The 20,339-nt window shown below is 69.6% G+C and carries 21 protein-coding genes; 8 read left to right on the top strand and 13 right to left on the bottom strand.

Annotated elements, in window-relative coordinates; all coding sequences use genetic code 11:
- Positions 1-4: 4 nt before the first annotated feature.
- Genes flgH through flgB form a run of 7 tightly spaced genes read right to left on the bottom strand, consistent with a single transcriptional unit; the run spans position 5 to position 5,345 of the window.
- The gene (gene flgH, locus MBR110_RS02910) at positions 5-694 is read right to left on the bottom strand and encodes a flagellar basal body L-ring protein FlgH (RefSeq protein ID WP_011886257.1); all 690 of its coding nucleotides are present in this window, start codon (positions 692-694) and stop codon (positions 5-7) included.
- 20 nt (positions 695-714) lie between these two features.
- On the bottom strand, positions 715-1,503 hold the full coding sequence (gene flgG / locus MBR110_RS02905; protein ID WP_011886258.1) for a flagellar basal-body rod protein FlgG: 789 nt from the start codon (positions 1,501-1,503) through the stop codon (positions 715-717).
- 35 nt (positions 1,504-1,538) lie between these two features.
- Complete coding sequence (gene flgF / locus MBR110_RS02900; protein ID WP_011886259.1) at positions 1,539-2,297, bottom strand: flagellar basal-body rod protein FlgF; 759 nt, start codon at positions 2,295-2,297, stop codon at positions 1,539-1,541.
- Positions 2,298-2,317: 20 nt separating this feature from the next.
- A complete protein-coding gene (flgE, locus tag MBR110_RS02895) occupies positions 2,318-3,559 on the bottom strand; it encodes a flagellar hook protein FlgE (RefSeq protein WP_045578706.1) in 1,242 nt (413 codons plus the stop codon).
- A 28-nt stretch (positions 3,560-3,587) separates the two neighbouring features.
- The gene (locus MBR110_RS02890; RefSeq protein ID WP_011886261.1) at positions 3,588-4,334 is read right to left on the bottom strand and encodes a flagellar hook assembly protein FlgD; all 747 of its coding nucleotides are present in this window, start codon (positions 4,332-4,334) and stop codon (positions 3,588-3,590) included.
- 56 nt (positions 4,335-4,390) lie between these two features.
- Positions 4,391-4,816, bottom strand: coding sequence for a flagellar basal body rod protein FlgC (gene flgC / locus MBR110_RS02885; protein ID WP_011886262.1), 426 nt, complete (start codon positions 4,814-4,816; stop codon positions 4,391-4,393).
- A 40-nt stretch (positions 4,817-4,856) separates the two neighbouring features.
- Positions 4,857-5,345 carry a flagellar basal body rod protein FlgB gene (gene flgB / locus MBR110_RS02880; RefSeq protein ID WP_011886263.1) on the bottom strand — a complete coding sequence of 163 codons (489 nt, stop codon included), beginning with the start codon at positions 5,343-5,345 and terminating at the stop codon, positions 4,857-4,859.
- A 206-nt stretch (positions 5,346-5,551) separates the two neighbouring features.
- Here flgB and flgA point away from each other — a divergent pair, with 206 nt between their 5' ends.
- The 3 genes from flgA to MBR110_RS02865 all read left to right on the top strand — a co-directional run bounded on the left by flgA (position 5,552) and on the right by MBR110_RS02865 (position 7,857).
- Complete coding sequence (flgA, locus tag MBR110_RS02875) at positions 5,552-6,880, top strand: flagellar basal body P-ring formation chaperone FlgA (RefSeq protein WP_181709158.1); 1,329 nt, start codon at positions 5,552-5,554, stop codon at positions 6,878-6,880.
- Between the two features lie 118 nt (positions 6,881-6,998).
- Positions 6,999-7,331 (top strand): flagellar biosynthesis anti-sigma factor FlgM, encoded by a 333-nt coding sequence (gene flgM, locus MBR110_RS02870; protein WP_011886265.1) that lies wholly within the window; start codon positions 6,999-7,001, stop codon positions 7,329-7,331.
- 85 nt (positions 7,332-7,416) lie between these two features.
- Positions 7,417-7,857, top strand: a complete 441-nt coding sequence (locus tag MBR110_RS02865; RefSeq protein WP_011886266.1) for a flagella synthesis protein FlgN — start codon at positions 7,417-7,419, stop codon at positions 7,855-7,857.
- A gap of 67 nt (positions 7,858-7,924) precedes the next feature.
- Here the strand turns inward: MBR110_RS02865 and MBR110_RS02860 are convergent, their stop codons facing one another.
- Entirely contained in the window at positions 7,925-9,847 is a 1,923-nt protein-coding gene (locus MBR110_RS02860) for a M24 family metallopeptidase (RefSeq protein ID WP_059735157.1), read from the bottom strand.
- A 360-nt stretch (positions 9,848-10,207) separates the two neighbouring features.
- On the opposite strand from MBR110_RS02860, the gene MBR110_RS02855 reads away from it, so the two are divergent.
- Positions 10,208-11,008 (top strand): helix-turn-helix domain-containing protein, encoded by an 801-nt coding sequence (locus MBR110_RS02855; RefSeq protein WP_059735158.1) that lies wholly within the window; start codon positions 10,208-10,210, stop codon positions 11,006-11,008.
- Positions 11,009-11,241: 233 nt separating this feature from the next.
- Here the strand turns inward: MBR110_RS02855 and MBR110_RS02850 are convergent, their stop codons facing one another.
- The 4 genes from MBR110_RS02850 to MBR110_RS02835 all read right to left on the bottom strand — a co-directional run bounded on the left by MBR110_RS02850 (position 11,242) and on the right by MBR110_RS02835 (position 16,256).
- A complete protein-coding gene (locus MBR110_RS02850) occupies positions 11,242-12,483 on the bottom strand; it encodes a multifunctional CCA addition/repair protein (protein ID WP_034192489.1) in 1,242 nt (413 codons plus the stop codon).
- A complete protein-coding gene (locus MBR110_RS02845) occupies positions 12,480-13,127 on the bottom strand; it encodes a glutathione S-transferase family protein (RefSeq protein WP_181709157.1) in 648 nt (215 codons plus the stop codon). The genes MBR110_RS02850 and MBR110_RS02845 overlap by 4 nt, the downstream gene beginning before the upstream one ends.
- A 55-nt stretch (positions 13,128-13,182) precedes the next feature.
- Positions 13,183-14,142, bottom strand: a complete 960-nt coding sequence (locus MBR110_RS02840; RefSeq protein ID WP_034192488.1) for a complex I NDUFA9 subunit family protein — start codon at positions 14,140-14,142, stop codon at positions 13,183-13,185.
- A 161-nt stretch (positions 14,143-14,303) separates the two neighbouring features.
- A complete protein-coding gene (locus MBR110_RS02835; RefSeq protein WP_059474618.1) occupies positions 14,304-16,256 on the bottom strand; it encodes a lytic transglycosylase domain-containing protein in 1,953 nt (650 codons plus the stop codon).
- 8 nt (positions 16,257-16,264) lie between these two features.
- Between MBR110_RS02835 and MBR110_RS02830 the strand changes: the two genes are divergently transcribed.
- The gene (locus tag MBR110_RS02830) at positions 16,265-16,873 is read left to right on the top strand and encodes a 5-formyltetrahydrofolate cyclo-ligase (protein ID WP_046423598.1); all 609 of its coding nucleotides are present in this window, start codon (positions 16,265-16,267) and stop codon (positions 16,871-16,873) included.
- A gap of 65 nt (positions 16,874-16,938) precedes the next feature.
- Here the strand turns inward: MBR110_RS02830 and MBR110_RS02825 are convergent, their stop codons facing one another.
- Positions 16,939-17,451, bottom strand: a complete 513-nt coding sequence (locus MBR110_RS02825) for a winged helix DNA-binding protein (RefSeq protein ID WP_014723821.1) — start codon at positions 17,449-17,451, stop codon at positions 16,939-16,941.
- 148 nt (positions 17,452-17,599) lie between these two features.
- Here MBR110_RS02825 and pxpB point away from each other — a divergent pair, with 148 nt between their 5' ends.
- The 3 genes from pxpB to pxpA are packed head-to-tail and all read left to right on the top strand — an operon-like array spanning position 17,600 to position 20,140.
- Positions 17,600-18,256, top strand: coding sequence for a 5-oxoprolinase subunit PxpB (pxpB, locus tag MBR110_RS02820; protein WP_011886275.1), 657 nt, complete (start codon positions 17,600-17,602; stop codon positions 18,254-18,256).
- Complete coding sequence (locus tag MBR110_RS02815) at positions 18,253-19,320, top strand: biotin-dependent carboxyltransferase family protein (RefSeq protein ID WP_011886276.1); 1,068 nt, start codon at positions 18,253-18,255, stop codon at positions 19,318-19,320. Before pxpB ends, MBR110_RS02815 begins: the two co-directional genes overlap by 4 nt.
- Before the next feature lie 55 nt (positions 19,321-19,375).
- A complete protein-coding gene (gene pxpA, locus MBR110_RS02810; RefSeq protein ID WP_059462212.1) occupies positions 19,376-20,140 on the top strand; it encodes a 5-oxoprolinase subunit PxpA in 765 nt (254 codons plus the stop codon).
- The last annotated feature ends 199 nt before the right edge of the window (positions 20,141-20,339 follow it).

Genomic DNA, 20,339 nt, shown 5'->3' with positions numbered 1-20,339 from the left:
GGGATCACCACGGTGCCAGATTGAGGAAGAAGCGCTGCAGCCAGCCCATCGTCTCGGCTTCGTTGATGTAGCCCTTCGCCGAGTATTCGATCCGCGCGTCGGCCACCTGCGTCGAGTAGACCGAGTTCGCGCCCGAGATCGTGTTCGGGTTGACGACCCCCGAGAAGCGCACGAACTCGTTGCCCTGATTGATCAGCATCTGCTTCTCGCCGCTCACGACGAGGTTGCCGTTCGGCAGCACGTTGGTCACCGTCACGGTGATCGTGCCGTTGAACGTGTTCGCGGCGCTCGCGCCGCCGGTCGCCGCGAACTTGTTCGCGCCGGTCGCCGACAGGTTCGCCTTCGCGAACAGCCCGCCGAGGAACGCGGCCGTCGGCACGTTGAAGTCGGTGTTGCCCTGCCGGTTGGTGTTCGCCCCCGACGACTTGGTCGCGTTGATGTTCTCCGCGATCACGATCGTCAGGATGTCGCCGACGTTGCGCGGCCGCTGATCCTCGAACAGCGGCCGGCCCGCGAAGCCCGGATTGAAGATCGAGCCGGGCGCCTGCATCGCGATCGGCATCGGCGGTTGCGCCGTCATCGGCTGCTGGATGATCGGATCGCGCGGAATCTGCGCGCAACCGGCGAGCGCGGCCACCGCGACCGCGCACGCGGCGCGGACGGTGGCTGACGGGAGGAGGCGGACCTGCTTCATGGCGACGGCGGGACTTCCGGTTAGGTCTTCATCTGCGTGACGGTCTGCAGCATCTGGTCGGACGTCGTCACGGCCTTGCTGTTGATCTCGTACGCGCGCTGCGTCTGAATCATGTTGACGAGCTCCTGCACGACGTTCACGTTCGACGCCTCGACGTAGCCCTGGTTGAGCACGCCCGCGCCGTTCAGGCCCGGCTGCGACACGTTCGGCGCGCCCGACGAGGTGGTCTCGGCGAACAGGTTCTCGCCCTTCGCCTCGAGGCCGGCCGGGTTGATGAAGGTCGCGATCTGCAGCGAGCCGATCTGCACCGCGTTGTTCGAGCCCGGCTGCGTGACCGACACGACGCCGTCCTTGCCGATCGTCAGCGACTGCGCGTTCTGCGGCACGGTGATCGCCGGCAGGATCTGATAGCCGCTCGACGTGACGAGCTGGCCCTGCGCGTTGGTCTGGAACGAACCGTCGCGCGTGTAGGCGTTGGTGCCGTCCGGCATCAGCACCTGGAAGAAGCCCGCGCCGTTGATCGCGACGTCCTTCGAGTTGCCGGTCTGCGTGAGGCCGCCCTGCGTGTACAGGCGCTCGGTCGCGACCTGCTGCACGCCGGTGCCGAGCTGCAGGCCCGACGGCAGCTCGGTCTGCTGCGTCGAGTTCGCGCCCGGCTGGCGGATCGTCTGGTACAGCAGATCCTCGAACACCGCGCGCGACGCCTTGAAGCCGTTGGTGCTGGTGTTCGCGAGGTTGTTCGAGATCACGTCCATCTGCGCCTGCTGCGCGTTCATGCCGGTGGCGGCAATGTAGAGCGATCGGTTCATGTTGAATCTTCTCCTGGTAGCGAGGGCCGTGCCGCTCAGCTGAAGTTGAGCAGCTGGTTCGCCGACTGCTCGTTCTGGTCGGCCGTCTGGATCAGCTTCGACTGCAGCTGAAACGCCCGCGCGTTGTCGATCATCGCGACCATCGCGGTCACCGGGTTCACGTTGCTGCCTTCGAGCGAATTCGGCGTGACGACGACGTTCGGGTCGGCGTCGGCCGGATTGCCGTCGGCGGTGCGGAACAGCCCGTCGTTGCCGCGCGTGAGCGTGGTCGGGTCGGGGTTCACGAGCTTCATCTGATCGACCATCGCAACGGCGGTCGGCGGGTCGCCCGGCATCAGCGCGGACACCGTGCCGTCCTTGCCGATCGTGACTTCCGCGTTCGGCGGCACCGAGATCGGGCCGCCGTTGCCGATCACCGGCAGGTTGCTCGCGTTGACGAGCTGGCCGTTCTCGTCGACGTGCAGGTTGCCGGCGCGCGTGTAAGCCTCGCCGCCGTCGGCGGTCTGCACCGACAGCCAGCCGGCGCCCTGCACGGCCACGTCGAGCGGGTTGCCGGTGCGCGTGATCGGACCCGGCGCGTAGTCCGCGCCGGGCGTCGACGCGAGCACGTAGGTACGCGTCGTCGTCGGGTCGATCGTGCTGCCGTCGCCGAAATTCATCGGCACCGCGCGGTAGTTCGCGAGCTGCGCGCGAAAGCCCGTCGTCGACGTGTTCGCGAGGTTGTTCGCGACGATCGCCTGCTGGTCGAGCGACTGCGACGCGCCCGTCATCGCCGTGTAGATCAGTCGGTCCATGGCTGCCGGTTATCCGCGCTTTACAGGTTGATGAGCGTCTGGTCGACGGTCTGCTGCGTCTTGATCGTCTGCGCGTTCGCCTGGTAGTTGCGCTGCGCGGTGATCAGGTTCACGAGCTGCGACGTGAGGTCGACGTTCGAGTTCTCCAGCGCGCTGCCCTGCAGCGTGCCGTGGTTGGTGCTGCCCGGCGCGGAGATCTGCGGCACGCCCGACGCGGCCGTCTCGGCGTACTGGTTGCCGCCGAGGTTGATCAGGCCGTTCGGGTTGTTGAAGTTCGCGATCGCGATCTGGCCGAGCACCGCCGTCTGACCGTTCGAATAGTTGCCGGTCAGCTTGCCGTCCGCGCCGATCGAGAAGGTCGTCAGCGTGCCGCTCGCGTAGCCGTCCTGCGCGAGGTTGTTCACGCCGTCCTTGCCGCCGTACTGCGTGGTGCCGGTCAGGTCGAGCGTCAGCGCCTGCGGCGTCGACGAGCCGTCGGTGGTCGGCACGCTGAACTGGAACTGGCCGAGCGATGCGGTCGGCGTGGCCGACGCGGGCAGCGTCGTGCTCGTGATCGCGCCCGACGAATCGAACTTGACCGTGCCGAGATCGGTCATCGTGCCGCCCTGCACGCCCGCGTACGCTTCCCACGCACCGGCCGCCGACTTCACGAAGTACATGTTGACCGCCTGCGAGCCGCCGAGCGAGTCGTACACCTGGATCGCGGTCGAGTAGTTGTAGGTCGCGCTGTCGGTCGCGTTGAACGGCGTCTTGGTCGGCACCACGTCCTGCGAGTTCAGGTTGAACTGGCCGACGATCTTGGTGGTCGGCGTCGGCGCGATGTTGGACGTCGGCGCCTGCAGCGGCACGGTCTGCGCGGTGCTGACCACGCCGTTCTTGTCGGCCGCGTAGCCCATCAGGTTCATGCCCTGCGCGTTGACGATGTAGCCGTTCTTGTCGCGCTGGAACGTGCCGTCGCGCGAGTAGGTCGTCACGCCGTTGTTCGACATCTGGAAGAAGCCGTTGCCGTTGATCGCGACGTCGAGCGACGAATTCGTCGTGTTGATCGTGCCCTGGCCGAACTGCTTCTGCACCGACCCGAGCGTCGTGCCGATCCCGATCTGCGTGTTGACCGACGTCGCGATCGAGTTCGCGTACATGTCGGAGAACTGCGCGGTGCTCGACTTGAAGCCGACCGTGTTCGCGTTCGCGATGTTGTTGCCGATCACGTCGAGCGCGTTCGATGCGCCGGCGAGGCCGCTCAGACCCTGTTGATAACCCATTTCGGTCTCCGTTTGCGAGAAAGCTGGATCAGTTGGTGGTGGTCGTGCCGCCGGACGACGACGACGCGGTGTTCGGGAAAATCGACGCGACCTGGGTCAAGCCCACCGTCGTGCCGTTCGACAGCACCAGCCCCGCGGTGCCGTCGGCCTGCTTGATGACGCTCTGTACCTGCGCGGCCGCGAGCACGGTCGGCGCATAGGTCTTGCCGTCGCTGCCCGTGTACTGCGCGCTCACCGTGTACTTGCCGTCCGGCAGCGCATTGCCGGCTGCATCGGTCGGCGTCCAGTTGAACGGCACCGTGCCGGCCGACTGCTTGCCCGCGTCGATCGTGTTGACGACGACGCCCGCGCTGTTCTTCACGGTGATGGTCAGGTTCGACACGTCGTTCGCGAGCGACACGCCGAACGGCGACGCCGCGCCGCTCTTCACCGAGACGTCGTTGCCCGGCGCGAGCACGTTGGTGCCGATCAGCAGCGCGGCCTGCGTCTGCTGGCCGGCCGCGAGCTGCGTCGACAGCGACGACAGCGACGAGTTCAGCTGCGCGATGCCGCTGACCGTGTTGATCTGCGCGAGCTGCGACGTCATCTGCGAGCTGTCGACCGGGCTGGTCGGGTCCTGGTTCTGCAACTGCGTGACGAGCAGCTTCAGGAACGTCGCCTGCAGGTCGCTCGCCGACGTGCCGGTCGTCGACACTTTGTTGGTGTTCATCGTGTCGGTCGGCAACGTCGACACGTTGGTGCCGTTGCTGCCGATCGTCGTGTTGGAGGATGTCATCCTGGTGGCCTTGGGTCGGAACTGTCGGAACTGTCGAATCTGGCGCGGCGCGCGGCTTACGTGCCGATCGTCAGCGTCTTGAGCATCAGCGTCTTCGCGGTGTTCAGCGTCTCGACGTTGGCCTGGTACGAGCGCGACGCCGAGATCATGTTCACCATCTCCTGCACCGGGTCGACGTTCGGCATCTGCACGTAGCCGTTCGCGTCGGCGGCGGGGTTCGCGGGGTCGTAGGTCGACTTCATCGGCGACGGGTCGTCGACGACCTTGGTCACGCGCACGCCGCCCACGCCCTGGCCGGACGCGGTGCGCGCGCCGCCGAGCGGGTCGGTCGCGAACACGACCTGCTTGGCCTTGTACGGCTTGCCGTCGGGGCCGGTCGCGCTGTCGGCGTTCGCGAGGTTCGACGCGGTGACGTTCAGGCGCTGCGATTGCGCGGACAGCGCCGAACCGGCGACGCCGAAAATGTTCATCAACGAGGGCATGGTGGCTCCTGGTGCTCGGATTCGATGGCGGGGCGCGCCGTTACTGGTTGCTCGTGATCGCGGCGATCATCGTCTTGATCTGCTGGGTCATCACGGTCATGCCGCTCTCGTAGTGCAGCGCGTTGTTCGCGAATTGCACGCGCTCGACGTCGAGGTCGACCGTGTTGCCGTCGAGCGACGGCTGCAGCGGCATCCGGTACTGCGCGCGACCGTAGTCGTCGGCCGGGCCGCCGGTCGGGATCAGCTTCGCGGCGCCGGCCATGTGGCCGGGCGCGGTGGACACCATCGTCATCCCGCTCGTCACGCCGGCCGGCTGCGCCATCGGCAGTTGCGCGGCGTTGCTCGGCGCGAGGCCGCCGTCCGTCTGCTTCAGCGAGCGCGCGAGCGCCGACGCGAAATCGACGTCGCGCGCCTGATAGCCCGGCGTGTCGGCGTTCGCGATGTTCGACGACAACAGTTCCTGCCGATAGGCGCGCACGTCGAGCGCCTGTCGGCCGAACGCGAATTCGGCATCGAGTTTGTCCAGCATGTGTGCGTCTCTCCAGATGAAGCGCTGCACGCCCCCCCGCGCCGGATGGCGACCCAAGGGGCTTTTTTCCATGACACCGATGGTAGGGGTGCGGCACAACCCGCAATCGGACGAATAACGCGCCAAAGGCCCCCTCTATTCATCGTTTGCGCGACGGCCCCGCTGCCTAGAATGCGAATCGGATCAACGGTTTCGAGGACACGGCGATGACAGGCAGCGCACTTCGCAACGACGGCGCACGCGGCAAGCGCGTGCGGCGTGCGTTCGCGCTCGCCGCGGCGTTGTGGCTCGCGGCGCCGGGCGCGCACGCGGACGACGCGATGATCGTGATCCCGGGGCGCGGCGAGACGGTCGAGACCGCGCTCGCCCATGCGAGCGCGGCGAGCGCGGCGGGCGTGGCGGGCGTGGCGGGCGTGGCGGGCGCGGCGGGCGTGGGACAACCGGGCCGCGGCGGCGCGGGCGTTGCGACGGTCGCGGGCAGCGGCGGCGCGGCGCCGGTCGGGAATGCCGGCGTGGGCGCGATCGCAGGCGCCGGCATGGTCGGCGCGGGCACGGTTGCACCTGCCGCGCAGCCGGCCGGCACGATGGTCGTGGTCGACGTCCCGGCGCCGGCTGCGGTGCCGAGCGCCGCCCCGCGCGCCGCCTACGCGGACGCGCGCGCCAATTCCGTCAGCAGCGCCTATGCCGCGCACGCCGCTACTGCCGCTACCGCCTCCAGTTACGCCGCTCCCCGCTACGCGGCACCGCGCGCTGCCGATCCGGGCGCCGTCGCGACCGTCGTCGCCGGCGCGCCCGAACCGGCGTCGAACGCGCCGCGGCCGGCCTTCGCCGCGCGCGCGGCCGCCGTGCGCACCGCGTACGCCGCGCCCGCGCCCCAGCCGGCCGCCGCGGCACAGCCTGCGACCCCGCCCGGCCAGCAAGACCCCGAATCGATCCGGCGCAGCGCGCTCGCGTTCCTGCAGCAGCAGATCGCGGGGCTGCCCGGCAAGACCACCACGACGGTCGCCGCCGCGTTTCCGCGCGGGCTCGCCGAATGCACGACGCTCGAGCCGTTCCTGCCGACCGGCGCGCGCCTGTGGGGCCGCACGACGGTCGGCGTGCGCTGCGCGGGCGCGCGGCCGTGGACGGTCTATCTGCAGGCGAAGGTCACCGTGCAGGCCACCTATTACGTCGCCGCGCGGCAGATCGCGCCGGGCGAGCCGCTCACCGCAGCCGACCTGATCGCCCGCAACGGCGACCTGACGGTGCTGCCGCTCGCGGTGATCACCGATCCGGCGCAGGCGATCGGCGCGACCTCGCTCGCGCGGATCGCGGCCGGGCTGCCGTTGCGCCAGGACATGCTCAAGAGCGCCGCGTCGGTGTCGGCCGGCCAGACGGTGCGGGTGGTCGCGGCCGGCCCCGGTTTCACGATCTCGGCCGAGGGCAACGCGCTCGCGAACGCGGCGCCGGGCCAGTCGGTGCGGGTCAGGATGGCGGCCGGCCAGATCGTCACGGCGATCGTCAAGGACGCCGGCACGGTGGAAATTCCGCTATAGGGACCGAACCCGCCGCAACATTGCAAAGAATTGTTTATTCGGAGAATTTCGCACCCGCGATGCTAAAGTTCGGGCCGGCCCGGCCGTTATCTGGGTCAAACCGAACAGGAAAACCATCGTGAAAATCGATTCCACTCCGAACCCGAGCCCACTCGCGCCCACCGGCAACGGCGCGACCCGCGCGCAATCCGGCGCGGCTTCGTCGTCGTCCGCGCAGGCCGGCGACGCTGGATCGACCGGCGGCGACACGAGCGTGAACCTGTCGGGTCTGTCGGGACAGCTGCGTTCGCTGTCGGCCTCCGGCAGCGCCGACATCAACACGGCGCTGGTCCAGTCGATCAAGGACGCATTGAAGGACGGCTCGTTGACGATCGACGTGAACAAGATCGCCGACGGCGTACTGAATACCGCCCGCGACCTGCTGCAACGGCAGCGCTCGCAGAGCAACTGAGCCGGCCCGGGGCCCGTCACGCCCTGACCGGTCCCCTGGATGGCCGGCATGCGGGAACGCGTGCCGGCGCGACGAGCATGACGCGATGAGAGAAGAGCTGCTGGCCACGGTCAACGACGAACACGCGACGGTCGAAGCGTTCGCGTCGCTGCTCGCGTATGAAGAAAAGGCGCTGACGACGCCGCAGCCGCTCGACATGCTGCCCGGTATCGTCGAAAAGAAGAGCGAGCTGATCGATCGGCTCGCGCAGCTCGAGCGCACGCGCGACGCGCAGCTGTCGGCGCTCGGCTTTCCGGCCGGCAAGAAAGGCATGGATCAGGCCGCCGAGCGCGACGCGCGTCTCGCCGGCCGCTGGCAACTGCTGCTGCAGGCCACCGAACGCGCGCGCCAGGCCAATGCGACCAACGGGATGCTGATCCGGATCCGGATGGACTACAACGATCGCGCGCTCGCGGTGCTGCGCTCGGCGTCCGCGCCGGCCGGCGTCTACGGGCCGGACGGACGCGTGTCGGCGCTGATGCGCTGAACGCCGCGCGCGCCGCAGCGCCGGCGCCCCGTCGCACCATGCGCGGCCGCGCCGCACTACCCTTCCTTTACAGCAACGGACACGCGGTGACCTGCGTGCCGCGTTGCGCGCAAAGCCGTTCGTAGTCGCGCAGATACGCGCGCTCGTCGTCGTCGAGCAGCGCGACGTCGATCAGGTCCCAGTCGTAGCCCACGGTGACGAGGTTTTCGAACGCGACGGTGCCCGCTTCGGCGTCGTCCGCATGGACGATCACGATGTTCTCGATCCGCACGCCGCCCTTGCCCGGCAGGTAGATGCCCGGTTCGACCGAAATCACCGCATTCGGCACCAGCCCGTACGACGCGCCGGGCGCGAAGCGCACGCCGCCCTCGTGCACGTGGATGCCGACGCCGTGACCGGTGCCGTGGCCGTAATCGTAGCCGTGGTCGCGGCACACCTGGCGCACCGTCGCATCGACGTCGCCGCCCGTCGCCGTATTCGGGAAGCGCGTGACGAGCCCCTTGATGCAGGCCTTCAGCGCGACCGTGTAGATTTCGCGCTGCCACGGCTGCGCGACCGTCTCCGCTCGCGTGCGACGCAGCACCACGCGCGTGCAGTCGGTCGCGAAGCCGGCGTCGTAGTACGCGCCGCTGTCGAGCAGCACGAGTTCGCCCTCGGTCAGTTCGACGTCGGCGCTCGCCTCCGTGTAATGCGCGAACGCGCTGTTCGCGCCGTTCGCGGCGATCGACGGGAACGTCAGCGCGACGGCCGAGCGCGCGCCGTACGCGTCGTTGATCTTGCGCGCCAGGTCGTATTCGGTGTGGCGCCGTCCCGGCTCGCCGGTCTTGGCCCAGCGCATCGTCTCGGCGATCGCCGCCGAGCTGCGCGCGAACGCATCGCGAAAGCGCTCGAGCGCCGCCGGCGTCTTGCTCGCCCGCAGCGCCTCGACCGGGTTGAAATCGGCGTGGCGCGCATGCGGCCAGACGCGCCGCACCGATTCGACGAGCGCGCAGTTGACCGATTCGAAGCCGTAGCAGACGTGCTCGACGGCGAAGCGGGCGAGGAAGCGCTCCAGTTCGGCGAAGTCGCGCCGGATCACGTGCAACGCCGGGTACGACGGCAGGTCGACCGCACAGCGGTCGCAGCCTTCGGGCAGGAACAGCGCGACCTGCTCGCCGAGCACGAACAGGAAGCCGAGATGCGACGACGCATTCGGGATGTGATAGCCGCGGCTGTTCAGCAGATAGGCGAGATCGTCGGACGCGCAGGTGACGAAGGCGGTCGTGGGGGGCGTCGTGTCGGTCGTCGTGGCGGTCGTCGTGGCGGTCGCCGTGGCGGTCGCCGTGTCGCTCGCCGTGTCGCTCGCCGTGTCGGTGTGCGCGGCGAGCCGGCCGTTCAGCGCGTCGAGGTTCTGCGCGACGCTCACGCCGGTCGTCGCCTCCGGCAACCCGAAGATCGGCCGTTCGACGACCCAGCCCGGCAGCGCGATCGCGCGATCGATTTCGCGCGACGTGAGGCTCACCCAGTCGAGCGACGCGGGCTGCGTCTGCGCGAGCAGCCGGTCGCGCTGCGCGATGCTGATCCGCCACGCGTCGTAGCCGACCCGCGCGAGCCGCGCCGCGTGCGTGACCAGCCAGCCGGCGAGCGCCTGCCAGATCGTCACGTCGATGCCGAGCTTCACGACCTGCACGCGCGCCGGGTCGCACTGCCGTTCGGCCTGCAGGTGATAGCGGCCGTCGACGAACAGCACGAACGGCGGGATGCCGAGCGCGTGCGCCGTCGCCGCGCTCAGGAAGATTCCGCAGCCGGCCGAGCCGTCGAAGCCCGACAGCGCATAGCGCGGGTTGTTGCAGCGCGGCAGGTATTCGGTGATGTACTCGTCCTGCGACGTGACCACGACCGCATCGAGCCGCGCGGCGTCGAGCAGGCGCGACAGGCCGGCCTGCGTGTCGGCGACGCGCGCATCGTACGCGGCAAGGCCGGAGAAGCTGAATTGGAGTCGATCGATCATCGGATACCCGTCATTGATTGTTGTCGACGGCCGGCGGCGGCGTGGCGGCGAACGCCCCGACGCTGCGGCTCAATTTTTGTCCCACTTAACTTTGTTTGATGAGGGACAAAATCTAGAGCACGCATACAGGGCGGTCAAGCGCAAATTTTCGTAGGGCTAAAATTACCGATCGTGACGCGGCGGCCCGCTCGGCGACCACCGACGGCTACGGGCGGCGTCACGGTGCCACGGGTACAATGCGCCGGCATCGCCGCCCGACGGCCGTGCCGCGGGCGATGCGCGGCATGCTGGGGCGCGGCCGCCGCGCCGCGTGTTGCGCGCTTTCCGGTTCGTTGCCACGAGTTGCCACGAAAGAGATTCATGGATTCAGACATCATGCGTATCGGCCAGCGCATTCGGCGCCTGCGCCGGGAAGCGAAGAAGACGCTGCTGGAAGTCGCGACCGAAGCGCACCTGTCGGTCGGCTTCCTGTCGCAGGTCGAGCGCAATCTGACCGGCATCTCGCTGTCGTCGCTGGTCAACGTCGCGAACGCGCTGAAGGTGCCGCTCGGCACGCTGATCGACCAGCCGCGCCAGGCGCAGCCCGATTCGCACGCGGGCCGCCGCGAGCCTTATGCGCTCGACGCGGCGTCGCAGTGGTACGAGCGGCTGTCGACGACCTTCGACGGCAGCCAGATCAATGCGCTGAAGGTGCGGATGATGGAGGGCTACCGGTCGGAGTGGGTCGCGCACGGCGGCGACGAGTTCGTGTACGTGCTCGCCGGCCGCGTGTGCTACACGATCGGCAAGCGCGATTACCCGCTGTCGGCCGGCGATTCGCTGCATTTCGATGCGAGGAAGCGCCATCGCGTCGCCAATGTCGGCGACGGGCCGGCCGAGCTGATCGCGGTCGGCACGCTGCCGCTGTTCGACGACGGTGCGGAATTGGGCTCGGCGGCCATGAAGATCAGGCTGCTCGCGCGCGAGGCCGGCGCGACGCCCGGCGAGCCGCGCGTGAGCCGGCGCGAATCGGTGTCGAATGGCGTGCGGGCCGAGGACGAGCCGGCCGCCTCAGCCGCTGGCACGCCGGCGCGTGGCGCACCACAGCCGGGCGGCGGGAAACCGCGCGCGACTGCGGGCAAGGGCCGGGTTGCCGCGGCGCGCGCGCGGACGAAGCAATGAATCGACCGGGCTGGGATTGACGGGACGAGACGCGACAAGCCGGCCGTGACTGGATGGGCCACGATTGGCAGGGCTGCGATTCGTCGGGCCCAGACACGCATGACCCAGACGGGCCGGGCCTCAACAAGCCGCGCCGCGCTCATCCGGGCGTAATCGGCCGCGCCGTAATCGGCCCGGCCGCGATCCCCGCCGCGACAAGCCACGCGGCCCCCACCCCACCAACCGCCCCTCGCCTATTCCGCGATCGCCAGCGCCTGCTTGACCGCGTCGATCCGTGCGCGATGCACGGCGTCCTTGATCTGCATCGCATCGTTGCCGATACCGCGCGCGATCGCGCCGGCATCGACGCTGCGCGCCGCGACCAGCGCCACGCGCAGCCGCTCGGCCTGCGGATACGGCTGCGTGTCGAGCCCGAGGCGGCCGCGCGCATCCGATTCGCACGCCTGCAGCATCTCGGCGAAGCGCGCCGGCTTGCGCAGCGCGTCGCTGCGCTCGAACAGCCGCACCAGCGCGGCCGCGCCCATCTCCATCACGCGATGCAGGTTGCCGTGCTCGCGCGCGACCACCAGCGCGAGGTCGCGGCATTCGTTCGGCACCCGCAGCCGCTCGCACAACGGCTTGATCAGCTCGACGCTGCGGCCTTCGTGGCCGACATGACGCGGCAGCACGTCGGCCGGCGTCGTCGCCTTGCCGAGATCGTGCGTGAGCGCCGCGAAGCGCACCGGCAGCGAATAGCCCTGCTTCGCCGCGTAGTCGACGACCATCATCACGTGCACGCCCGTGTCGACTTCCGGGTGGTAGTCGGCGCGCTGCGGCACGCCCCACAGCGCATCGACCTCGGGCAGCACGCGCGCGAGCGCGCCGCATTCGCGCAGCACGTCGAACATCCGCGACGGCGTCGCCTCCATCAGCCCGCGCGCGATTTCCTGCCATACGCGCTCGGGCACCAGCGCGTCCGCCTCGCCCGCGTCGACCATGCGCCGCATCAGCGCGAGCGTCTCGTCGGCCACCGTGAAATCCGCGAAGCGCGCGGCGAAGCGCGCGATCCGCAGAATCCGCACCGGATCCTCGACGAACGCGTCGCTCACGTGCCGGAACACCCGCGCGCGCAGATCGGCCTGCCCGTCGAACGGGTCGATCACCGGCCCGACCAGCGTGCCGTCCGGGCTCACTTCGCGCGCCATCGCGTTGATCGTCAGGTCGCGCCGCGCGAGGTCCTCGTCGAGCGTCACGTCGGGCGCGTAATAGAACTGGAAGCCGTGATAGCCCGCGGCCGTCTTGCGCTCGGTGCGCGCGAGCGCGTACTCCTCCTGCGTGTCCGGATGCAGGAACACCGGGAAATCCTTGCCGACCGGCCGGAAGCCCTGCGCGGCCATCTGCTCGGGCGTCGCGCCCACCACCACGTAGTCGCGGTCCTGCACCGGCACGCCGAGCAATGCGTCGCGGATCGCTCCGCCTACTGCGTAAATGTTCATGGCGTCGATTCGTACTCGGCGATCACGTTGGTTTCGCGCCGCGCGCCTTCGATCCAGCGCTGCACCGCCGGCAGCGCCGTCACGCGCGCGGCATACCCGGCCGCCTCCGGCGACAGCTCCGGCGCATAGGTGTTGAAGCGCATCACGACGGGCGCATACATCGCATCGGCAATCCCGAATTCGCCGAACAGGAACGGGCCGCCCGACGCCGCCAGGCAGGCGCCCCACAGCGTGTCGATGCGCGCGACGTCGGCGAGCGCGTCGGGCGTCGCGCCGCGGCCGGGCGCCGACGCGTGCACGTTCATCACCATTTCCGTGCGCAACGCGGTGAAACCGGCGTGCATCTCCGCCGAAATGCAGCGCGCGTGCGCGCGATCGAGCGGATCGGCCGGCCACATCGGAAACTGCGGATAGCGCTCGGCGAGCGTCTCGGCGATCGCGAGCGAATCCCAGATCGCGAAGCCGTGATCGTCGATCAGGCACGGCACCTTGCCGGTCGGCGAATACTCGCGGATCCGCGCGGCCGTGTCGTCGCGGCGCAGTTCGATCGCGATCTCGTCGAACGGGATGCCGAAATGCGCGAGCAGCAGCCAGGGCCGCATCGACCACGACGAGTAGTTCTTGTCTCCAATGACGAGTTTCATGGCGGTGTTCCGATTAGCGCGAGGTTGGACGACGGAAAGCGACGGCCGGCGGCGCCTAGCGGCGCGCGCGGAACCAGTCGAAGCGTGAGCGCTGCGCGGCGGCGCCGAGGTACGCGGGCGCGATGCTTTCGAGACTCGCGGGCGTGAGCCCGAGTTCCGGCGCGAGCGGCCCGGACAGCACGTTGGGCTGCGACATCGACGCGAGATTGTCGCGCGTGATGACCGGCTCGCCCGGCAGACATTCGAACACGCGCGCCTGCAGCTGCGCGAGCGCATCGGGCAGCCGCACGATGCGTGCGTGCCGGCCGACCAGCGTGCCGCAATAGCGCACCAGCTGCTCGAGCGTGTACACCGTCGGGCCGCCGAGCTCGTAGGTCTTGCCGTGCGCGGCCGCCAGATCGAGCGTGTTGACGAACGCGCGCACGACGTCGCCGACGAACACCGGCTGGAAGCGCGCGTCCGGCATCGCGAGCGGCAGCACCGGCAGCGTGCGCTGCAGGTTCGCGAACGTATTGAGGAACGCATCGCCGGGGCCGAAGACGACCGACGGGCGGAAGATCGTCAGCGCGAGCGGGCCGGCCGCCGCGGCCGCCCGCAGCGCGGCTTCGCCGTCGCCCTTCGAGCGCTGGTACATGCTCGGGCCGTTCGAATCGGCGCCGAGTGCGCTCATGTGCAGCACGCGCCGCACGCCGGCCTGCGCGCACGCGGCGCCGAGCGCGGCCGGCACGGCGACGTGCGCGCGCTCGAAGCCCGGCCCGTACGGCGAGCCGCGCCCGCCGTGCAGCACGCCGATCAGATTGACGGCCGCATGCGCGCCGGCGACGAAGCCGGTCAACGTGCGCGCATCGAGCGCGTCGAGCTCGACGATCTCGATCGGCAGCATCTGCAGGTGGCGCGCATGCTCGCGCCGCCGCGTGGCGACCCGCACATGCTTGCCGGCTTCGATCAGCGCATTGACGAGCCGGCTGCCGATGAAGCCGGTGCCGCCCAGCAGCGCGACGGTCTGGCGTTCCATGTTCGGTCCTCCGATGGACGGTTCACGCCGATGACGGCGTGCGTGGCGCGTGGCACGCGCGCGCACGAAACGGCGTGCACCGGGCGTTCGCGAGCCGGCCATTCGCGTGAACGGCCCCTTCACGCTGCCGCGCGGCGCGCGTGCAGCACGAAGGTTGCGGATCAGGGCGAGATCGTGCCCAGGCGCTTCTTCAACGACTGCGGTTTGCCCTCGAAGAGCGCCGCGTAGTAGACCGTGTTCGACAGCACGTTCTTCACGTACTCGCGCGTCTCGTTGAACGGAATCGTCTCGGCGAAGATCGCGCCTTCGACCGGCCGCGTCAGCACCTGGCGCCACTGGCGCGGCCGTCCCGGCCCGGCGTTGTAGCCGGCGGTCGCCAGCACCGGCGAGCTGTCGAAGTTGTTGTAGATGTCGGCCAGATACCAGGTGCCGAGCTGGATGTTGGTGTCGATGTCGTGCATCTGCGCACGCGTGATCGTGCCCATCCCGAGCTTCTTCGCGACGAGCTGCGCGGTGGCCGGCATCAGCTGCATCAGCCCGCCCGCGCCGACCGACGAACGCGCGTTCGTGATGAAGCGCGACTCCTGGCGGATCAGCCCGTACGCCCATTCGACGTCGAGCCCGGTCGATTGCGCATAGCGCTCGACGATGTCGCGGTACGGCGACGGATAGCGCAGCGTGAAGTCGTGCTCGGCCTTCGTGCGGTCGGCCGTATTCACCGTGCGGTCGAGCAGCTCGATGCGCTTGCCGTACGCGGCGGCCGCGAGCAGCTGGCGATCGGTCATCCCGCGCAGCGGCCAGTTCCATTCGCGGTTGCCCTCGAGGCGCAGGTTCAGGCCGTAGAAGCGCTGCGCGAGCGCGAAGCCCGGAATCTTGCTCATCGCGTCGATCTCGGCGTCGCTCACCTTCGTGCGCGGCGGCACCGACGTGCGCTGGCCCAGCTCCTCGCCGGCGAGCTGCCCGTAGAAGTTGTACTGCCCGGCCACCTGCTCGAATTCCTGGTTCGCCTGCAGCGTGTCGCCGCTTTGCTTCAGCGCGCGCGCGTGCCAGTAGATCCATGCGGGATCGCTGCGCAGCGACGGCGGCATCTGCTCGATCGACCAGCGCACCATCGGCCAGTTGCCGGCCAGCAGCGCGGCGCGCGTGCGCCATTCGTAGCCGGGGTTCGACAGCGGCGCGTTGGCGGATTTCGCATACCAGTCGGACGCGAGCGCCGAGCGCTTGATGGCGGCCTGGTAGCCGATCGCGCCCCACGCGATCGCCTGCTCCCGCTTCGTCAGCGAACCGGCGAGCGAGGTGAGCATTCCGGCGGCCGCATCGGGATCGTTGCGCGCCATCCGGCCGAGCGCGATCAGCGCGAGCTGGTGCGATGCGGCGTCCGCGCCGACGCCGCGCGCGAGGTACAGCGGCGGCGCGCTCGTCGCCTGGTCGAAACCGGCCGGGCGCGGGCCGAGCGCGTCGACGATCTTGCCGCCGAGCGTCGTGTAGTTCTGCTCGAAAGCGAGGCGCGCCTGCTGCCACACGTCGTCGCTCGTGAACTGCTGGTTGACGGTGAGCGCCGTGATCAGGTCGACGCAGGCGTCGCCGTAGTATTTCGGCTCGACGAGCAGCGCGCGGGCGGCATCGGCGACGTTCTCGCCGCGCGCCGCGCGCGATTCGAGCGCATAGCATTTGACCTGCGTGTCGTCGTCGAGCACGAAGCGCTTGTACTGATCGTCGAAGCCGCGCCAGTCGTGGCGCGCGCCGAGCACGAGCAGGTAGTCGTTGCGCAGGCGATCGGCGATCGCCTGGCCGTCGTAGCGCTGCAGGAACGACTGCACCGGCGCGTCCGGCGCATCGACGCGCGCGCGTCCGGTCGAATCGAACAGCTGCGGTTTGATCTGGAAATACTCGACGTAGGACGGCACCGGATAGTTCGGGATCATCGACGCGAGCTGCGCGGCCTTCGCGGCATCGTTGCGGCGCGCGGCTTCGCGCAGCTGCACGAAGATCTGATCGTCCCCGGCGAGCGTGTCGTCGCCCGGTGCAGCGCACGCGCTCGTGCCCGCCACGAGCGCGGCGGCCGAAAGCGTGAGCGCGACCGCGCGATATACTCGGAAAAGGCTGTTCGACATCGTTTTGAATGGAGCACGAAGTGAGCGAAAGCATAGCATGCAACCCTGTGCCGAACCCGAAGGTTGCACTGCGCAGAACGCTGTCCGGCGCGCGTCGCGACGCCGCGTCGCAGCCGGCCGCGAACGCCGCGCTCGAGGCCCGGCTGCGCGGCTTGCTCGAACGGCTCGCGCCGCGCACGGTCGGCTTCTACTGGCCGCTGCCCGGCGAATTCGACGCGCGCGACGCCGTGCTCGCGTGGGCCGCCGCCGGCCCCGGCCGCCGCGCCGCGCTGCCGGTGATCGGCGAGAAGCACACGCCGCTCGCGTTCCATGCATGGGATGCGCACACGCCGATGCGCGAAGGGCATCACCGGATTCCGGAGCCCGCGTCGGGCATCGCGGTCGTGCCCGACCTGTTGCTGATTCCGTGTGTGGGATTCGATCTGCAGCGCTACCGGCTCGGCTACGGCGGCGGCTATTACGACCGCACGCTCGCGGCATGGCCGGGCGACACGCTGCCGGTGACGGTCGGCATCGCGTACGACGCGTGCCGCGTCGACGCGCTGCCGGCCGAGGCGCACGATCTGGCGATGGGCTGGATCGTCACCGACCGCGCGCTCTACCCGGACGCCGGATGACGCGACGCGCGACGCCGCGCCGGCATCCCGCGCGTCGCCGCGCTCGGCGTCCGAGCCGCAATCGTTTACAACGAGGCGGCCGCGCGCGCGGCGGTGTCGTACAGGCCCGATGCGTTGCGCAGCAGTTGCGCGGCGTCGCCGATCTGCTCGTTGGTGAGGCCGCTGTCCTTCAGCGTCTCGATCAGACAGTGCTCGCGCACCTCGCGATACTTCATGCACAGCGCGCGGCCCGCATCGGTCGCGAAGAAGAACACTTCCTTGCCGCTCTTCTCGCTTTTCACATAGCCGCGCGCGATCAGTTTTTTCAGCGCATAGGTCGCGACGTGCGTATCCTCGATATTGAGCACGAAGCAGATGTCGGCGAGCTTCTTCTTGCGCTCACGGTGGCTCACGTGATGCAGCAGCGACACCTCGACGGCCGTCATGTCCTTCGCGCCGGCGGCCGACATGCAGCGCACCATCCAGCGGTTGAACGCGTTGCCGGCCATGATGAGCCCGTATTCGAGCTCCGACAGCTCCACGCTCGACTCGGAAACGAGGTGTTCGGATGACACGATCTTGGTCGGAGAACGCTTCATGGAAGGGCGGCGCAAGCAGGATGTCAGGGTGAGCCGAGTGTACGACAGAAGCCTCTGTATAAGAGCTAGGCGAAAACGCTTATTGGGAAATTCTCGATATTTTATTGAGAATGTACGCTAACATTGCCGTCCGAACCGTGCCAGTCCGATGACGCAACCCCGCATTTATCCACTCGGCGATGCCGCCCTCGTCTGCGAGATGCCGGCGCCCGCCACGCTCGATTGCCAGCGCCGCGTGTGGGCCGTCGCCGAAGCCGCGCGCGCGTGGCCCGACGTGATCGACGTCGTGCCGGGCATGAACAATCTGACGATCGTGTTCGACGCGCTCGCCTCAACCGCCGAGTCGCTCACCCCGGCGCTGCGCGACGCGTGGGACAGCGCCGACGTCGCGCCCGTGCCGGGCCGCGACGTCGAGATCCCGGTCGAGTACGGCGGTGCCGCCGGCCCCGATCTGGCGGCCGTCGCCGCGCACACCGGGCTGTCGGCCGACGAAGTGGTCGCGCGCCACGCGGGCGGCGAATACGTCGTGTTCTTCGTAGGATTCCAGCCGGGGTTCGCGTATCTCGGCGGCCTCGACCCGGCGCTGCACACGCCGCGCCGCGCCGCGCCGCGGCTCGAGGTGCCGGCCGGCTCGGTCGGCATCGGCGGCGCGCAAACCGGCATCTATCCGGCCACGGCGCCGGGCGGCTGGCAGTTGATCGGCCGTACTTCGCAGGTGCTGTTCGATCCGGCCCGGCCGCAGCCGACGCTGCTGCTGCCCGGCGACCGCGTGCGCTTCACCATTGCCGGAGTCGACGCGACATGACCCAGAAAACCGCCCCCGGCACGATCGAGGTCGTGCGCGCCGGCCCGCTGTCCACCGTGCAGGATCTCGGCCGCCGCGGGATGCGCCATCTGGGCGTCGCGCAAGGCGGCGCGCTCGACGGCCTCGCGCTCGAAGTCGGCAACCGGCTGGTCGGCAACCGTCCCGATGCGGCGGCCGTCGAAATCACGATCGGCCCGGCCGCGTTCCGCTTCACGCGCGCCACGCGCATCGCGATCACCGGCACCGAATTCGGCGCGACGCTCGACGGCAAGCCGGTGTATTCGTGGTGGAGCCTGCCGGTCGACGCCGGACAGACGCTCGTGCTGCCGGCCGCGAAACGCGGGATGCGCGGCTACCTGTGCATCGCGGGCGGCATCGACGTGCTGCCGGTGCTCGGCTCGCGCAGCACCGATCTCGCGGCGCGCTTCGGCGGCCTCGGCGGCCGCGCGCTGCGCGACGGCGACCGGCTGCCGGTCGGCGTGCCGCCGGCCGGCGCCGGCTGCCTCGCGTCCGATGCGCCCGAGTTCGGCGTGAAGGCGCCGGCGTGGTGCGCGTTCGTGCGCGTCGACGAACCGCCGCGCCGCCACCGTCCCGCGCATGCGCCGTGGGCGATGCCCGTGCGCGTGCTGCCGGGCCCCGATTACGCGTCGTTCTCGGCCGAGTCGCAGCAGGCGCTCTGGGACGAGGAATGGCTCGTCACCGCCAACAGCAACCGGATGGGCTATCGGCTCGCCGGCGCCGAGCTCGTGCGCGAGCGGCCGGTCGAGCTGCTGTCGCACGCGGTGCTGCCCGGCACGATCCAGGTGCCGCCGAACGGCCAGCCGATCGTGCTGATGCACGACGCGCAGACCACCGGCGGCTACCCGAAGATCGGCACGGTGATTCGCGCCGACCTGTGGAAACTCGCGCAGGCGCGGCTCAACCTGCCGATCCGCTTCGTGCGCACGACGCCCGAGGCCGCGCGCGCCGCGCTGAACGCGGAACGCGCATATCTGAGACAGATCGACGTCGCGATCGAGATGCGCGAGGAGACGCGTCGCCGCGCGCAATCGCGCGCAGCGTGACAATGGCGCAAGCAGTACGCAACACGGCCCGCGCAGCCCGCGGGCGAGGAACATCATGGAAATCGATCTGAACGCCGATCTCGGCGAAGGATGCGGATCGGACGAGGCGCTGCTCGACCTCGTCACGTCGGCGAACATCGCATGCGGCTGGCATGCAGGCGGCGCCAATGCGATGCGCGACTGCGTGCGCTGGGCCGTGCAGAAGGGCGTGTCGATCGGCGCGCATCCGAGCTTTCACGATCCGGAGAATTTCGGCCGCAAGGAAATGCAGCTGCCGCCCGGCGACATCTATGCCGGCGTGCTGTACCAGCTGGGCGCGCTGTCGGCGATCGCGCAGGCCGAAGGCGGCCGCATCGCGCACGTCAAGCCGCACGGCGCGCTGTACAACCAGGCCGCGCGCGATCCGACGATCGCGGACGCGGTCGTGTCGGCCATCCACGATTTCGATCCGTCGCTGTCGGTGTTCGGGCTCGCCAACAGCGTGTTCGTCGCGGCCGCGCGGCATGCGGGCCTCGTCGCCATCGAAGAGGTGTTCGCCGATCGCGGCTACCGCGCGGACGGCTCGCTGGTGCCGCGCAGCCAGCCCGGCGCGCTGATCGACGACGAAGACGCGGTGCTCGCGCGCACGCTCGACATGGTGCGCGAGCGGCAGGTGCGCGCGGTGACGGGCGAGTGGGTGCCGCTCAATGCGCAGACCGTCTGCCTGCACGGCGACGGCCCGCATGCGCTCGCCTTCGCGAAGCGGATTCGCGCGGCGCTCGAGACGGCCGGCATCGACGTGATCGCGCCCGGCGCGCTGCAGGCCGGCGAAGACGCGTAACGCGGCACGCCCTCGCGCACGCATCGCGTGCCGCATCCGATCGGCCGCACCAAAGAAAAAAGCGCCCTCGTGGCGCTTCACTGTTGGCGCAATCGCCGCGGCTTCGCCGTCTGTCGATTCGCCTCCCGAAACCGTCTTGCGACGGTGACCGGAACGCTGCTCCGGATGAAAAAACGTCCGCCGCCGCCCGATTGCTGCT

The sequence above is a fragment of the Burkholderia sp. MBR-1 genome, from assembly GCF_013822785.1.
In the GTDB taxonomy this organism is placed as follows: domain Bacteria; phylum Pseudomonadota; class Gammaproteobacteria; order Burkholderiales; family Burkholderiaceae; genus Burkholderia; species Burkholderia vietnamiensis.
The sequence above is the reverse complement of the archived record's forward strand: the minus strand, read 5'-3'. Positions and strand labels throughout refer to the sequence as shown.

Coding starts and splice junctions, on each gene's coding strand:
- pxpB (WP_011886275.1), top strand. CDS start 17,600: ATGACGCAACCCCGCATTTATCCACTCGGCGATGCCGCCCTCGTCTGC.
- MBR110_RS02830 (WP_046423598.1), top strand. CDS start 16,265: ATGGAGCACGAAGTGAGCGAAAGCATAGCATGCAACCCTGTGCCGAAC.
- flgC (WP_011886262.1), bottom strand. CDS start 4,816: ATGCCCTCGTTGATGAACATTTTCGGCGTCGCCGGTTCGGCGCTGTCC.
- MBR110_RS02850 (WP_034192489.1), bottom strand. CDS start 12,483: ATGAACATTTACGCAGTAGGCGGAGCGATCCGCGACGCATTGCTCGGC.
- flgB (WP_011886263.1), bottom strand. CDS start 5,345: ATGCTGGACAAACTCGATGCCGAATTCGCGTTCGGCCGACAGGCGCTC.
- flgF (WP_011886259.1), bottom strand. CDS start 2,297: ATGGACCGACTGATCTACACGGCGATGACGGGCGCGTCGCAGTCGCTC.
- MBR110_RS02855 (WP_059735158.1), top strand. CDS start 10,208: ATGGATTCAGACATCATGCGTATCGGCCAGCGCATTCGGCGCCTGCGC.
- flgH (WP_011886257.1), bottom strand. CDS start 694: ATGAAGCAGGTCCGCCTCCTCCCGTCAGCCACCGTCCGCGCCGCGTGC.
- MBR110_RS02845 (WP_181709157.1), bottom strand. CDS start 13,127: ATGAAACTCGTCATTGGAGACAAGAACTACTCGTCGTGGTCGATGCGG.
- MBR110_RS02840 (WP_034192488.1), bottom strand. CDS start 14,142: ATGGAACGCCAGACCGTCGCGCTGCTGGGCGGCACCGGCTTCATCGGC.
- MBR110_RS02815 (WP_011886276.1), top strand. CDS start 18,253: ATGACCCAGAAAACCGCCCCCGGCACGATCGAGGTCGTGCGCGCCGGC.
- MBR110_RS02825 (WP_014723821.1), bottom strand. CDS start 17,451: ATGAAGCGTTCTCCGACCAAGATCGTGTCATCCGAACACCTCGTTTCC.
- MBR110_RS02860 (WP_059735157.1), bottom strand. CDS start 9,847: ATGATCGATCGACTCCAATTCAGCTTCTCCGGCCTTGCCGCGTACGAT.
- MBR110_RS02865 (WP_011886266.1), top strand. CDS start 7,417: ATGAGAGAAGAGCTGCTGGCCACGGTCAACGACGAACACGCGACGGTC.
- MBR110_RS02835 (WP_059474618.1), bottom strand. CDS start 16,256: ATGTCGAACAGCCTTTTCCGAGTATATCGCGCGGTCGCGCTCACGCTT.
- MBR110_RS02890 (WP_011886261.1), bottom strand. CDS start 4,334: ATGACATCCTCCAACACGACGATCGGCAGCAACGGCACCAACGTGTCG.
- flgG (WP_011886258.1), bottom strand. CDS start 1,503: ATGAACCGATCGCTCTACATTGCCGCCACCGGCATGAACGCGCAGCAG.
- pxpA (WP_059462212.1), top strand. CDS start 19,376: ATGGAAATCGATCTGAACGCCGATCTCGGCGAAGGATGCGGATCGGAC.
- flgE (WP_045578706.1), bottom strand. CDS start 3,559: ATGGGTTATCAACAGGGTCTGAGCGGCCTCGCCGGCGCATCGAACGCG.
- flgA (WP_181709158.1), top strand. CDS start 5,552: ATGACAGGCAGCGCACTTCGCAACGACGGCGCACGCGGCAAGCGCGTG.